Origin of the sequence: Planifilum fimeticola, assembly GCF_003001905.1 — a bacterium.
Taxonomy (GTDB): Bacteria; Bacillota; Bacilli; order Thermoactinomycetales; family DSM-44946; genus Planifilum; species Planifilum fimeticola.
In genome coordinates this window covers 1-12,278 of the sequence record NZ_PVNE01000045.1, presented here as the reverse complement: position 1 = coordinate 12,278, position 12,278 = coordinate 1, and the positions used below count along the sequence as shown (strand labels likewise).

The following is a 12,278-nucleotide window of genomic DNA, read 5'->3' as shown; positions in this document are numbered from 1 at the left end:
TGGGTTCGTCCTGAACATATAAAAACCTTCCTTCGGAATTGTTTTATTCCGAATTCAACAAAAAAGGCTGTTGACCCTTCTTTGTCAACAGCCTCACCCCCCTCTATCTGAGGGGGGTTTTTTCCGAACGTTATCGAACTTCAGCTGCGAACTGCGTCAGCCGAGCTTCACCACGTTCGCAGCTTGTGGTCCACGCGGACCTTCCACGATGTCGAATTCCACGGCTTGACCTTCGTCGAGGGTCTTAAATCCCTCTTCCTGAATGGCGGAATAGTGGACGAATACGTCTTCGCCACCTTCCCGTTCGATGAAACCATACCCTTTGTCCGCGTTGAACCACTTCACTCTGCCTTGCATGTAAAACATTCCCTTCTAAAAATTGATCCACATGGGGATCAACATCCCATGCGGATCAACTATATCACTGTGAAGGTGAAAAGTCAAGATTGGAAACGTTGCCATGAATCTCCGGTTAAATTCCGTCAGAGCACCTTGCTCAGGAAAGAGCGGGTCCTCTCCTCCTTCGGCCGGTTGAACAGCTCATCCGGCGTCCCTTCTTCGATGATCATCCCCTGATCCATAAAGAGCACCCGGTCGCTCACTTCCCGGGCAAACCCCATCTCATGGGTGACCACCACCATCGTCATCCCCTCGGCGGCCAGCTGCTTCATCACCGCGAGCACCTCTTTGATCATTTCGGGATCGAGGGCAGAGGTGGGTTCGTCGAACAGCATCACCTTGGGATCCATCGCCAAGGCGCGGGCGATCGCCACCCGCTGCTGCTGCCCTCCGGACAACTGTTCCGGCCAGGCCTGGGCCTTGTCCTGAAGCCCCACCTTACCGAGCAGTTCCATCGCCTTTTGCTCCGCCTTCTCCTTGGACCATTTGCGCACCCGAATGGGGGCCATGGTGATGTTTTCGATCACCCGCTTGTGGGGAAACAGGTTGAATTGTTGAAACACCATCCCCATTTCGGTCCGAACCTGGTTGATGTCCGTCTTGGGATCGGTCAGATCGTGGCCGTCCACCACCACCCGGCCCGAGGTGATCGGTTCCAGCAGGTTCAAACAGCGCAGAAAGGTACTCTTGCCGGATCCGCTCGGCCCGATGACGCAGACCACTTCTTTTTCCTTGATGTGCACGTTGATATCCTTCAGCACCTCGTGATCGCCAAAGCGCTTGTAGAGATGTTCAACACGGATCAATCGGGATCACCCCTCCTTTCGGCCGGTATCAAAACGCCGCTCCAAGTAGAAGACCACCCGGGACAAGAGATAGGTCAGCACCAGATACATGAGGGCGGCGGTGGCGTAGGGAGCCAACCGCTCCCAGGTGCTTTTCGCCGTGGTCATGGCCGCGTAGGTAATATCGTTGACGGCGATCACCATCACCAGGGATGAGTCCTTCATCAGGGCGATAAACTCGTTTCCCAAGGGGGGAAGCATCCGTTTGAAGGCCTGGGGAAGGATCACCAGGCGCATCGCTTGCCAGTAGGTCATCCCCAGGGAACGGGCCGCCTCCATCTGCCCCTTGTGAATCGACAGGATTCCGCCGCGGAAAATTTCGGAAATATACGCCCCGGCGTTCAGGGAAAGGGCGATAAAGCCGGAAATCAATGCAGAGGGAGTATCCACGCCCATCGCATCACAGACGGTGGGAATGATGCCGAAATGGATCGCCAGAATCTGCAGCATCAGGGGCGTTCCACGGAAAAGATCCACATAGGCCTTTGCCGGAATCGTCAGCACCTTGATCCGGGAAATGTTCATCAGCCCGAGAATCAGTCCGATGAGCATTCCGAAAAGAATCCCGACCACCGTCAGCTCGATCGTCGTATAAAATCCCCGGATAAAATTCTCCTTGTACTCGATGACGACAGACCAATCGATACCCTGCATGTAAAACACCTCTTCCTACATGCGAAGAAAAAGCGGATCCTTTCAGATCCGCCAAAACCAAATGGAAGGAAACGGCGGTTTTCCGCACCCGTTATGACTCTTGGCCGAAGTACTTTTCGTAGATCTTGTCGAAGGTTCCGTCTTCCTGGATCTTTTTCAGGCCGGAGTTGATCTTGTCCAGTACTTCCTTGTTGCCCTTCTTCACCATGATTCCGTAGGATTCGGGCTCGAAGGAGTTGTCTTCGATCGTCTTGAACTTCCCTTCCGGAAGTTTTTTCATGTAGTCGAGGACCACGCCGTTATCGGCCACCACCGCATCGACCCGTCCGATCACCAGATCATCGATGGCCCCGGGAGTGTCGTCGTAACCCCGAATCCCTTCATAGGTTTTGCCGAAGGCCTTCTGCACCACGATTTCCCCCGTGGTCCCGGACTGAACGCCGATCTTTTTCCCCTTCAGATCCTCCAGCGTGGACACGTCGGAATCCTTGGGCACCAGGATGAGCTGCTTCGCCTCAAAGTAGGGTTCGGAGAAGTCGTACTTTTTCTTCCGCTCCACCGTGATGGTGATGGCGGAAATTCCCGCGTCCACTTTGCCGCTGTCGACCGCCTCAAACAGTCCATCCCAACCGGTGTGCTGAACCCGGACCTCCAGGCCTTCCGCTTCGGCGATCGCCTGAATCACTTCGATGTCAAAACCGGTGATCTCCCCGCTCCCCTCCTGCTTTTCGAAGGGGGGATAAGCGGCATCGGTCCCCACCCGGAGCACGTTTCCATCCGATTCGCTGCCGGACTTTTGACCGCCGCCGCAGGCGGTAAGCACCAGCACCGCCGCCAAAAAGACCGATGCGATGACCCATCTCCCTTTTTTCAAACCCTTCGCCTCCCTCTTGCTGTGCATATTTTCCCACCGCTCCCTCGGGAGCCCTTGGGGGAGGAAACATTGTTTCTTCACACATTTTCCCGCATAACCATCCGTAATACTCTAAGGAAAAGAGCTCGCTTCCCGTTGGATTATTATAAATGTGTATTTATGGTCATGCAATGACTATCTTTTGGGAATCCCCTCCTTCACCAAAATTTTCAATTTTTACAAAACAGGGCGTTTATGCTGAAAACACATGAAAAAAAATTCGTGAAGCACAGGAAATCTTCCTGCTCCCTCTGTCAATTTCCATTTATTTGCTCAAACCCGGGCTTCACAGCCCGACAAAAAGGGCCATCCCAGAAAGGATGACCCGTGATTTCGTCAACTCGTTTCGATTCTCTTTTCAGTTCACCGCTTCCTTCAACTGCTTGCCGGGCTTGAAGGCAGGAACCCGGCTGGCTTCGATCTGAATCGTTTCCCCGGTCTGAGGATTCCGACCGGTACGGGCCGAACGCTCCCGCACTTCAAAGTTGCCGAAACCGACCAGCGAAACCTTCTCTCCCCGCTTGAGGGCTTCAGAGATGGTTTCCAGCACGGCGTCCACCACCATACCGGCTTCCTTCTTGGTCTTTCCGGTGGCGGCGGCCACCCGTTCGATCAGCTCGGACTTGTTCATGGATTCCACTCCTTTTCTCGTAAACTCCCATAGAAATGATGGTCGCATTACTTGTGTTACCCATTGTTAAGAGGGAATATACCTCTTTTAACGATAGACATCGAAAGTTTTGTCTTTTTCGATGCTTATAGACTGCCCGATGGGTGCCGGAATGCTAACGGGCAAAGGTGACGGACACGACGCGTTTCACCTCTCCTTCTTTCAAAATGCGGGCGCATTCTTCCAGAGTGGAACCGGTCGTATACACGTCGTCGACGATGAGGACGCGGGTGCCGGCGATTTTCGTGCGGACCTCCCGATCCTCCGCCAAGGCAAAGGCTCCCCGGAGGGCAACCAATCGCTCCCGGCGGTTCCTAAGGCTCTGCGGTTCGGTGGGGCGAACCCGCTTCAAAAGCGGAATCAGGGGTCGGTTCAACCGTGCCGAGACGATCCGCGCCAACAGTTCCGCCTGATTAAATCCCCTTTCCTTCAGCCGGGACGGATGCAGGGGCACAAAGGTGATCCAGTCGGGAAGCGGATCATGCCCGGCGGCCGACTCGGCCATCATCCTCCCCAGAGGACGGGCCAGGCGCTCCCGCCCGCGATACTTGAACAGGGCGACGATCTCCCGGGCAAATTCGTTGTACCGGACGACGCTCCGATTCTGATCCAGATGCCCGACTCGACCTTTGCAATCCCCGCAAAGGACCGTCCCCTGCCCGGCAAGGGGTTTTCCGCACCGGCGGCACAGCGGCGGAGAAATCCGGACCAACCGACGGCGGCAGACCGCGCACAAGCGCCCCCACACCCCCGACCAGGGGTGCCCGCCCGCGGGGGAAGAACAAAACCAACAGGTGGTGGGAGGGGGAAAAAGATGTTCCCACACCGGACACCTCTCCTCTCCGTCACCTGAGCTGCTACGCCGCACCATTCCCGTGCGTCCCGATCCGGCGGTCTACGACCATGGTACATGATCGCCCGCCGATCGTCCAGCTATTGGCAACCATTTTCCTCATCCTCCTTCAGCCACCCCCGGCGGCGAGCCACCCGGTTCATCCATAGGATCTCCCGAATTGCCTTCAACTGTCCCTCCGTCCGCTCGGCGGACAAAAACCAGACCTCCCCGAACCGGTAATCGGCGGTGCGCCCCACGCGCCCGGCGATCTGCACCAGTGCAGGCGCATCGAACACGGGATGGTCCGCCCCGAAGACCAACACGTGACAGCGGGGCAGCGTAACCCCCCTTTCCAGGACGGTCGTGGTGATGAGAAACCGGATGTCTCCCCTCCTGAGCTCTTCCAATATCCTTTTTCGCTCACCGTCCCGGCCGGACACGCCGCGGCACTCCCCAAACCGGTCGGGGTGGCGCCTCCGGATCCAGGAGAGGAGGCGATCCACATCGGCCACCCGCGGCACGAACAACAGCCCTTGTCCCCCGTGTTCCACCACCCTTTCCAAAAAGGCCGTCACGGGAGGGAGCGGTCGCCCCTGATCCAGGGAAGACCACAACCTCCACAGGCGAAACAGGCGGGGTTCGGGGAGCGGGCGGCCGTGGTGTCGGACCGGCAGAATCACCCCTGGAAATTGCCCCCGTGCTAGCCGGCGGCGCAGGTCCCGAGGGGGAGTGGCCGTCAGCCAGAGGATCGTTCCCCTTTCCGCCGCCGCCCGTTCCACCCCCGCCCGGAGCTGCGGGTCCCCCTTCAGGGGAAAGGCATCCACTTCGTCGACAACCACCAGTTGGAAACAGCGGTAAAATCGCCACGCCTGATGGGCCGTCGCCGCCGTAAGCGGACTGCTGGTCCGAACCCAACCGCTCTCCCCGTGCAGGACGTTCACCGGGAGGTCCGGAAAAGCCCGATCCAGCCGCGGGGCCAGCTCCTCCACCACATCCCGCCGCGGCGAAACCCACAAAACGCGCCCGCCCCCCTCCAACACCCGATGAACGGCAGGAAGCACGGCTTCGGTTTTGCCCGATCCTGTCACCGCCCATACGAGAAAAAACCTCTGCCCCGACCGCACCGCTTCAAGGCAACGATCGGAAACCCATTTTTGTCCCTCGGTCAGGGCGGGAAGGCGCAGATCGACCCTTCGAAAATCTCCGGACGCCTCTCCTTTCTCCTCGGGCAGAAAGAAGAATAGAGGCGTACAGGCGCGGGAGCGCCCGAGAAAAAGGCAGCGGTCACAGCTGACGCATTCGCCCCCGCACCGCCCGCACCGGGAACGGAACAATCCCTCCGGTCCCGATCCGCACCGGTTGCAACGCCAGCGGGAAACGGCCGAAGGGATTTCGACTCCGGGCAGCATAAAGGCCATGCCGGTCAGGCACATGGTCTGCAGGACCGCGCGAAGTTCCTGATCCCCCATGGGCCCCGCCAGCTCCCGCACCAGGCCCTTCACCTCATCCCAGAGCAGGGCCCTTCCCGCCAACAGCGATCGGAGGGAATGGGCCGCCCTCTCCCAGCGCTCCCACAGGGAAACCGGAGGAGGCGGGAGCCGATCGCCGGGTGCACCTTTCCCGGAACGCAAATGCCGGAAGGCTTGTCCCACGGAAGGATGGGTTTCCAGAACCGTCACCGCTTCGCCGCGCCTGTCCCAGTACAGAGCGTCCACATCCGGAGCGATGCTGAAGCGGCGGGTAGGGTCTCGGGTCAACGTGTAAACGGACGTCTCCATCGCAAATTGCACCTGAACCGCATATTCATCGATTTTCTTCTGGATTTCGAGGCCGCCGAAACCCCTTCGATCACCCTTGGAGATCGAAGGGGATCTCCCAGCCGTATTGCCGATTGCGCAGATCCATCACGACCACCCGTTCCGCATCCGCCCCTTCCTCCGCCATTCGGTCGGCCAATTGGTGCTCCCTGACGGATCGGATGCGGATCCAGGGATAACGATGTTTCAACCGCTTCAGGATGATCAGGGTATCATCGGAAGATCCCGTGTCCAGGCAGATGATTTGACACGATCTTCCGCTCAGCCAGCTCCAGAAAAAGAAGGAACGAACCACCCACTCGACGCATCCCTGACTGTTCCGCGTCACCACGACGAGATGGGTTCCGGCGGGTTCAAAGCGGAGCAGCATGGCACGCGCAAAAGCCACGAGCAAAAGCCAAAGGGATCCGTACAAAGCCATTCCCCACAGCACCCACTCCATCTTTCGTCCCTCCTTTGCCACAATATATGTGACAAAGGCACAGGAGGTTCTGGAGGGACGTCACCCCCAGAACCGCCCAGGCCCATTTCGAAAACTTCAGAAATTATCATTTCGGAACTGAGCTTCCTGAGAAGTTTCCCTTCTCCTTTCCATCCATATTTTACCCCTCCATCCAGGCGGAGAAAACCCTTTCAGAAAAAAACAACAGCCGCCCGCACTCCCTGTGCGAAGCGGCTCCAATCCCGGTCCCGGGAATATCGATGTTCCGGCCCGACCCGCGACGACGGGGGATCGGGCCGGAAAGATCCTCAAGTTTCTCCCCAAATTGCGGAACGAAGCAACCCCTGATCAAACTCCCGCGTCTCTGCGCAACGCTTCCGCTTTGTCCGTCCGTTCCCAGGGAAGATCGAGATCCTCCCGGCCGAAGTGCCCGTAGGCCGCGGTCTGCCGGTAGATGGGCCGGCGCAGGTCCAGGGAGCGGATAATCCCCGCAGGACGGAGGTCAAAGTGGGCTCGAACCAGCTCCGTCAGACGGCCCTCGTCCACCTTGCCCGTGCCGAAGGTGTCCACGCGGATGGAAACCGGTTGCGCCACGCCGATGGCGTAGGCCACTTGGACTTCGCATTTGTCGGCCAGCCCGGCGGCTACGATGTTTTTGGCCACATAGCGGGCGGCGTAGGCCCCCGAACGGTCCACTTTGGTCGGATCCTTCCCGGAGAAGGCTCCCCCGCCGTGGCGGGCGTATCCTCCGTAGGTGTCGACGATGATCTTCCGACCCGTCAGGCCGGCGTCCCCCTGGGGACCTCCGATCACAAAGCGCCCCGTGGGGTTGATGAAATACTTGGTGCTCGCGTCCAGCAACTCCTCCGGGACGACCGGCCGGATCACATGTTCCAATATGTCTTCCTTGATCCGGGCCAAGGCGACGTCCTCCGCGTGCTGGGCCGACACGACGACGGTATCGATCCGCACCGGGCGGTCCCCTTCGTACTCCACCGTCACCTGCGTCTTGCCGTCAGGCCGGAGATAGGGAAGGGTGCCGTCCTCCCGAACCCGGTGGAGACGGCGGGCCAACCGGTGTGCCAGGGAGATCGGCAAAGGCATCAGTTCCGGCGTCTCGTTGCAGGCGAAGCCGAACATCAATCCCTGGTCGCCGGCGCCGATCGCTTCGATCTCCTCCTCCGTCATGCGCCCTTCCCTCTTTTCCAGCGCCGTGTCCACCCCCATCGCGATATCGGGAGACTGCTCGTCGATGGAGGTCAGCACCGCGCAGGTATCCGCATCAAACCCGAATTTGGCGCGGGTATAACCGATTTCCCGGATGGTCTCCCGGACGATTTTCGGAATATCCACGTAGCAGACGGTGGAGATCTCTCCCGAGACCAGCACCAACCCCGTCGTCACCGCGGTTTCACAGGCGACCCGGGCGTTGGGATCATTGGTCAGAATGGCGTCCAATACCGCATCGGAGATCTGGTCACAGATCTTGTCCGGGTGTCCCGCAGTCACGGACTCGGACGTGAACAAGCTGCGCGAGCTCATGGTTCATTCCTCCTTTGCTTCCCCGAATGCAATCCCGCGGGCCCTTTCAGGGAGCCCACCCCTTCGCACGGCAAACAAAAAAACCTTTCCCCGAGGAAAGGCGCGTGTACCCTGATCCGTCCTCGATGGTGACTCGCCAGATATGGTAAATGGAGCGTCCAGCTGTCCCGTGATCGTTTCGATCCTCGCCCTTCGCCGGGCGGGTCGATGGGAGCGGGGCCGTTCATCAGGAATAGGATAACGTAAAAGCCGGGGAAAGACAAGGTGCAAGGGCTTCCTCCGCCCTTCCATTCATTTCCCTTGAAGCCGGAAGCTTGCTTTAGGCCGCTGATACCCGGACGGACGGCCCGGAAACAAAAAAAGGCGGCCGTCCGTCCAAAACCGCGCCGCGCTCCTCCCCGCGGAACAATATAAAGGATTGAAGGACTCATAGAGAAAAAACGGGGATGGAAAACTATAATCGTGTGACCTCGGCGGGGGGATCAAAAACGGCCATCGCGCTCGAAGGGGAGAGATTCATGCGCAAAGCGGTTCGTCTCATGCTCGCCTTGTCCGTCCTTCTCCTTTTCCTCGGCGGAATCGGAATCTGGAATGCCCACACCCGTCCCCCCGGACGCCCCAAAACCGTCGGGGAAGAACCGGTGCGAAAACAGCCGGACGCTCCGAAGCCGGTTCTCCTCGACCGCCCGACCACCCTGCTGTTGATCGGAGTGGATCAGCGGCGCGACGACCCCGGCCGGACCGACGCCCTGGTGCTTTTGACCATCCATCCGCGAAAAAGGAGCGTTAAAATCCTCCATGTGCCGCGAGACACGAAAGTCCGGCTCAACCTGGGGAAAGGCCGGACGGCGCTGGACAAGATCAATCACGCCTACGCCCTCGGCGAAGGCATCCCATCCACCGTACAAACCTTGGAATCCTTTTTGGACATCCCCGTCGACCATTACGTGAAGGTCAACATGAAGGGGTTTCGGAAAATCATCGACCTGTTCGGAGGCGTCGACGTGAACAGCCCCCGTTCCTTCTCCTATCTGGGCCATCACTTCCGCAAGGGGCCCATGCATTTAAACGGCTCCCAGGCGCTGGCCTACATTCGGGACCGGACGGGAACCAACGACTTCGACCGCCACCGGCGTCAACAGCAGGTGCTCCGCAGCCTTTGGCACAAGAGCAAACATCCTTCCACGCTGTTGAAGATGAACCGGCTGTTCAACATTCTCCGCGCTTACAGCGAAACTTCTCTCACCCTGAGGGATGCGGTCAGCCTGTGCTACACCCTGTCCCGGGTGCCCGAAAAAAATATTGAAACGATTCACTTCCGCGGACATGACCAATGGAGCAGCCGGTACTACTTCATCGTCCCGGAAAAGGAGCGCCTCCGCATTCGATCCCTCTTGCGGCGCCATCTGGAACTGGAGGCTTGACAACGGCTTAATTCATTATTTTTCTACTTGAGCAGCTAGAAATAAGATGATAGTATGAGGAGAGAATGTTATGGGAACATAAAGCGAGGAAAGGCCATGAGACGAATCAATCAGAGCCGGGTTGAACGCGTCCGAAAAAAACGGATAAAAAAATGGCTGTTACGCACAGCTTTCCTCTCATTGGCCGTTATAGTCCTTTCGGGGAGCTACCTTTTTTACCGGACCTGGGACGCAGCGGCTGATACGTACGAGCCGATGGACCGGAAAAAATCAGATTTGCGGGAAAACGAAATAACCATTGAAGAACCTTTCACCGTTCTTCTCCTGGGTACGGACGTGAGGAAAGAAACCGACAATTGGCGGGCCGACGTGATCATCGTCGCCGCAGTCAATCCCAAAACCAATTCCGTCAAGATGGTCAGCATTCCGCGGGACAGCTACGTGGAGATCGCCAACACCGGGGGACATCAGGACAAGATCAACTCCGCACCCTACTGGGGAAAAACAAAAGGGGTGAACCCCGTCACCAACACCGCCGAGACGATCGAGAAGCTCCTGAACATTCCCATCGACCACTACGCCAAGGTGAACTTCAAGGGATTCATCGATATCGTGGATGCCCTGGGCGGAGTGGACGTCAACGTGAAATTCGATTTCTGGGAGAAAAGGCTGGGCAAACAGGAGCGGTACTACTTTAAAAAGGGACCGATGCATCTGAACGGCGATCAGGCCTTGTCCTACGTCCGCATGCGGAAGCGGGATCCCAAGGGGGATCTCGGCCGGAACGAGCGGCAGCGGGAAGTGCTGGTCGACCTCATGGACAAGGGCGTCAGCCTCAAGGGCTTGACCAAAATCAACGAGATCCTGAACATCCTGGGCGAAAACATCTCCACCAGCCTCAAGGTCAAGGAAATGATCGCCATGCAAAACTTGTACCGGAAGATCTCAAAGGATGACATCGAATCGATCGAACTGAACGTCACCTACGATAAAGTTCCGATCGGCTCATACAATGTCTCGATCGTGCGGATCAGTGAAATGGAACGGCAGCGGGTCAGCAAAATCCTCCGGGAGCATCTGGAGCTGGATCCCCCCTCCTCGGAAGGACAGACCACGGATTCAGACACCACCGGCAACTCTGAGGAAAGCGATGGAGGTCAGAACCAGTACTAAGTCGGTCCCCGCACTCTAGGAAACGGATCGATGTGCGAACGGACACCGGCTCGGACCTTCCCGAGAGGAACCAACCGCCTCTTTGCCCGGCGTCTCGTACCGGACCCTGTCCGGTCAGCGCCGGGCACTCCCATGGATGGAGAGAAATCCAGGGGTTCCGGAACCTGCAGCAGGTAAACCGGGTGGATCCCAAAGGAAAAGAACATATAAATTCCCCTTTCGTTCACTCGATTATGCCCAAAAGAGGGAATTCCCCCTTTTTATGGAATTCGAATCCATCATAGCAGAACCGGACCGCCATGGCTACCCTTTCGACAATCCTTTTCAAAATGGGTGCCTCTTTTTGTTTGTACGCCTCTCCTTCGATCCGAATCGATAAGGAGCTGACGCCAAAATGACCCAACCTTTGCGCTATCGCACGGTCAAACAGTACGGGGAGACGGAGATCGTCATCCAGAAATCCCGCTTCATCGCCTACGCAAGCCGGGTCGAATCGGAGGAGGAAGCCGCCTCCTTCGTCCAGGAAATCTCCCGCCGCCACTGGGACGCCACCCACAACTGCTACGCGTGGGTGGTCGGCCGCGGCGGTGAAATGCAGCGCTCCTCCGATGACGGCGAACCGGCGGGCACGGCCGGCCGGCCGATCCTGGAGGTGATCCGAGCCCGGCAGCTGGTGGACACCGCCGTCGTCGTCACCCGCTATTTCGGGGGCATCAAGCTGGGAGCGGGCGGCTTGGTCCGGGCGTACAGCCAGTCCGCCTCCGCCGGTTTGGACGCGGCCGGGACGGTGATCCGGCAGCTTCACCGGGCGATGGAAATCACCCTGGACTATTCCTGGATGGGCAAAGTAGAGCACGCCCTCCGGACCTCCGGATACGACATCGATCCGCCCCGCTTCACGGACAAGGTGAGTTGGACCGTCTGGATCCCGGCGGGAGAGGAAAAAGCATTTCTGGAACACTTCGCCGAAATCACCGGCGGGCAGGGAACGGTGAAGGAAGGAGGAATGGCGTACCGGGAACGGGAAAGTTAAACCGCCCTCCGGGGTTGCTCGGGGCAATTGACGCCGAGATTACTTCAGCATTACATTTCGTTTACAATTGACAAAAAATCCCCACTCAGGGAATTCGATAACGTATAATAAAAGTACGAAAGGGATCTCGGAGGTGCCCCCCATGAACTTCCCGGTCGTCGGAAAAGCGTTCTGGTTCGGTTTGTTCAACGCCACCTTTATGAGCGTTCCGCTGTGGCTGCTGATTTACTATTCGCTGCGCGGACTGTTTTAATCGTTCCGGAACCTTTGTCGCGGAAACAGGGCACCCTGATTTATAAGGTTTGACCTTTGATTCACCCGACGGGGAACATCGATCGGAAAAAAAATCGACCGCCTAAAGCGGTCGATTGAGATTGATGACAAACCCCCTGGCTCTTTTCGCAAGAAAAGCGCCAGGGGTTGCATGTTTATGGGAAATAAACAGATAAAGGAAATTAGATTTGGTAAATTAGGCGGATCACAAAGCCTTTTCCTCTCTTCGAGAGGAGCAAGGCCATTTTTTTGATGTTT

Annotated in this window: 12 protein-coding genes; 3 read left to right on the top strand and 9 right to left on the bottom strand. The window is 57.8% G+C overall.

The features are described from left to right. Positions 1-156 precede the first annotated feature (156 nt). From CLV97_RS17055 to metK, 9 genes are all read right to left on the bottom strand, one after another. Positions 157-357, bottom strand: coding sequence for a cold shock domain-containing protein (locus tag CLV97_RS17055; protein ID WP_106346736.1), 201 nt, complete (start codon positions 355-357; stop codon positions 157-159). A gap of 125 nt (positions 358-482) precedes the next feature. Next, the gene (locus CLV97_RS17050) at positions 483-1,205 is read right to left on the bottom strand and encodes an amino acid ABC transporter ATP-binding protein (RefSeq protein ID WP_106346734.1); all 723 of its coding nucleotides are present in this window, start codon (positions 1,203-1,205) and stop codon (positions 483-485) included. A 6-nt stretch (positions 1,206-1,211) separates the two neighbouring features. Further along, positions 1,212-1,898 carry an amino acid ABC transporter permease gene (locus CLV97_RS17045; RefSeq protein WP_170070598.1) on the bottom strand — a complete coding sequence of 229 codons (687 nt, stop codon included), beginning with the start codon at positions 1,896-1,898 and terminating at the stop codon, positions 1,212-1,214. A 91-nt stretch (positions 1,899-1,989) separates the two neighbouring features. Next, positions 1,990-2,772, bottom strand: coding sequence for a basic amino acid ABC transporter substrate-binding protein (locus CLV97_RS17040; RefSeq protein WP_245891694.1), 783 nt, complete (start codon positions 2,770-2,772; stop codon positions 1,990-1,992). A gap of 397 nt (positions 2,773-3,169) precedes the next feature. Continuing rightward, positions 3,170-3,442, bottom strand: coding sequence for an HU family DNA-binding protein (locus tag CLV97_RS17035; protein WP_106346732.1), 273 nt, complete (start codon positions 3,440-3,442; stop codon positions 3,170-3,172). Between the two features lie 154 nt (positions 3,443-3,596). After that, on the bottom strand, positions 3,597-4,307 hold the full coding sequence (locus CLV97_RS17030) for a ComFC family protein (RefSeq protein WP_170070597.1): 711 nt from the start codon (positions 4,305-4,307) through the stop codon (positions 3,597-3,599). 107 nt (positions 4,308-4,414) lie between these two features. Beyond that, positions 4,415-6,094, bottom strand: a complete 1,680-nt coding sequence (locus CLV97_RS17025) for a helicase-related protein (protein WP_146130541.1) — start codon at positions 6,092-6,094, stop codon at positions 4,415-4,417. A 70-nt stretch (positions 6,095-6,164) separates the two neighbouring features. Then, positions 6,165-6,575, bottom strand: coding sequence for a glycosyltransferase family protein (locus CLV97_RS17020; RefSeq protein ID WP_106346729.1), 411 nt, complete (start codon positions 6,573-6,575; stop codon positions 6,165-6,167). Positions 6,576-6,923: 348 nt separating this feature from the next. Beyond that, entirely contained in the window at positions 6,924-8,117 is a 1,194-nt protein-coding gene (gene metK, locus CLV97_RS17010) for a methionine adenosyltransferase (RefSeq protein ID WP_106346727.1), read from the bottom strand. A 518-nt stretch (positions 8,118-8,635) separates the two neighbouring features. On the opposite strand from metK, the gene CLV97_RS17005 reads away from it, so the two are divergent. From CLV97_RS17005 to CLV97_RS16995, 3 genes are all read left to right on the top strand, one after another. Further along, positions 8,636-9,541: an LCP family protein gene (locus CLV97_RS17005; protein WP_170070596.1), complete on the top strand. Its 906-nt coding sequence runs from the start codon at positions 8,636-8,638 to the stop codon at positions 9,539-9,541. Positions 9,542-9,817: 276 nt separating this feature from the next. Further along, positions 9,818-10,714, top strand: a complete 897-nt coding sequence (locus CLV97_RS17000; RefSeq protein WP_170070595.1) for an LCP family protein — start codon at positions 9,818-9,820, stop codon at positions 10,712-10,714. Between the two features lie 394 nt (positions 10,715-11,108). After that, entirely contained in the window at positions 11,109-11,747 is a 639-nt protein-coding gene (locus CLV97_RS16995) for a YigZ family protein (protein WP_106346724.1), read from the top strand. Positions 11,748-12,278: the final 531 nt, after the last annotated feature.